The following is a 644-nucleotide window of genomic DNA, read 5'->3' on the forward strand; positions in this document are numbered from 1 at the left end:
CTGTCACAAGATCATGATTGGACTTCAGATGCTCCCAGAACTGCTGCAGGTCTGCCGAACCAGGAAAACGACCATTCATTCCCACTATCGCAACAGGTTCTGACAATGGAGAAATTACAGGTGATTCATGCATAAACCGCCTGTTTTTTCCTGCTCCAGGCAGTATGTCAACAGGGGGCATCATCCCCTCATGCGATGAGCTATGAGGAGTATGAGGAGCTTCGTGATGTTTGATAATATTAGCAGCATATTCCTCCAACAAATGGTTTACCAGCTTCTCTACAGTAGAGTGGCTATAAAAAACGGTGGGTGTTAATGATAAATCGTAATAATCGTTTATCTGGTTGGCCAGCTTCGTCAGTGAGATGGAATCGAAACCATAGTCACCCAGCTCTTCATCCAGCGATATGGCAGTTAACTCCAGTTTCAGGTTTACTGATATGAACTCAAACACCTTCTTCGTTACCTGATCTCTCAATGTTAAATTATTTGTAACAACCGGCGGTGGGGCCGGGCTGTCTTCCTGTTGCAGAAATTTGTTCTTCTTACCATGAAATACGACCACCTGTTCGTAGCCCTGTTGTAACAACCGGTCAAACAATGCAAGGCCGGAGGATGCCGGCAACGGCTGCATTCCCCATTCC

Annotated in this window: 1 protein-coding gene; it reads right to left on the reverse strand. The window is 46.0% G+C overall.

The features are described from left to right. Window positions 1-644, reverse strand: a 644-nt coding sequence (locus ACTJJS_RS33515) for a phosphopantetheine-binding protein (RefSeq protein WP_440668406.1), incomplete at both ends; no start/stop codon positions are given.

It is taken from the genome of Chitinophaga sp. 22308 (genome assembly GCF_052045305.1).
In the GTDB taxonomy this organism is placed as follows: Bacteria; Bacteroidota; Bacteroidia; order Chitinophagales; family Chitinophagaceae; genus Chitinophaga; species Chitinophaga varians_A.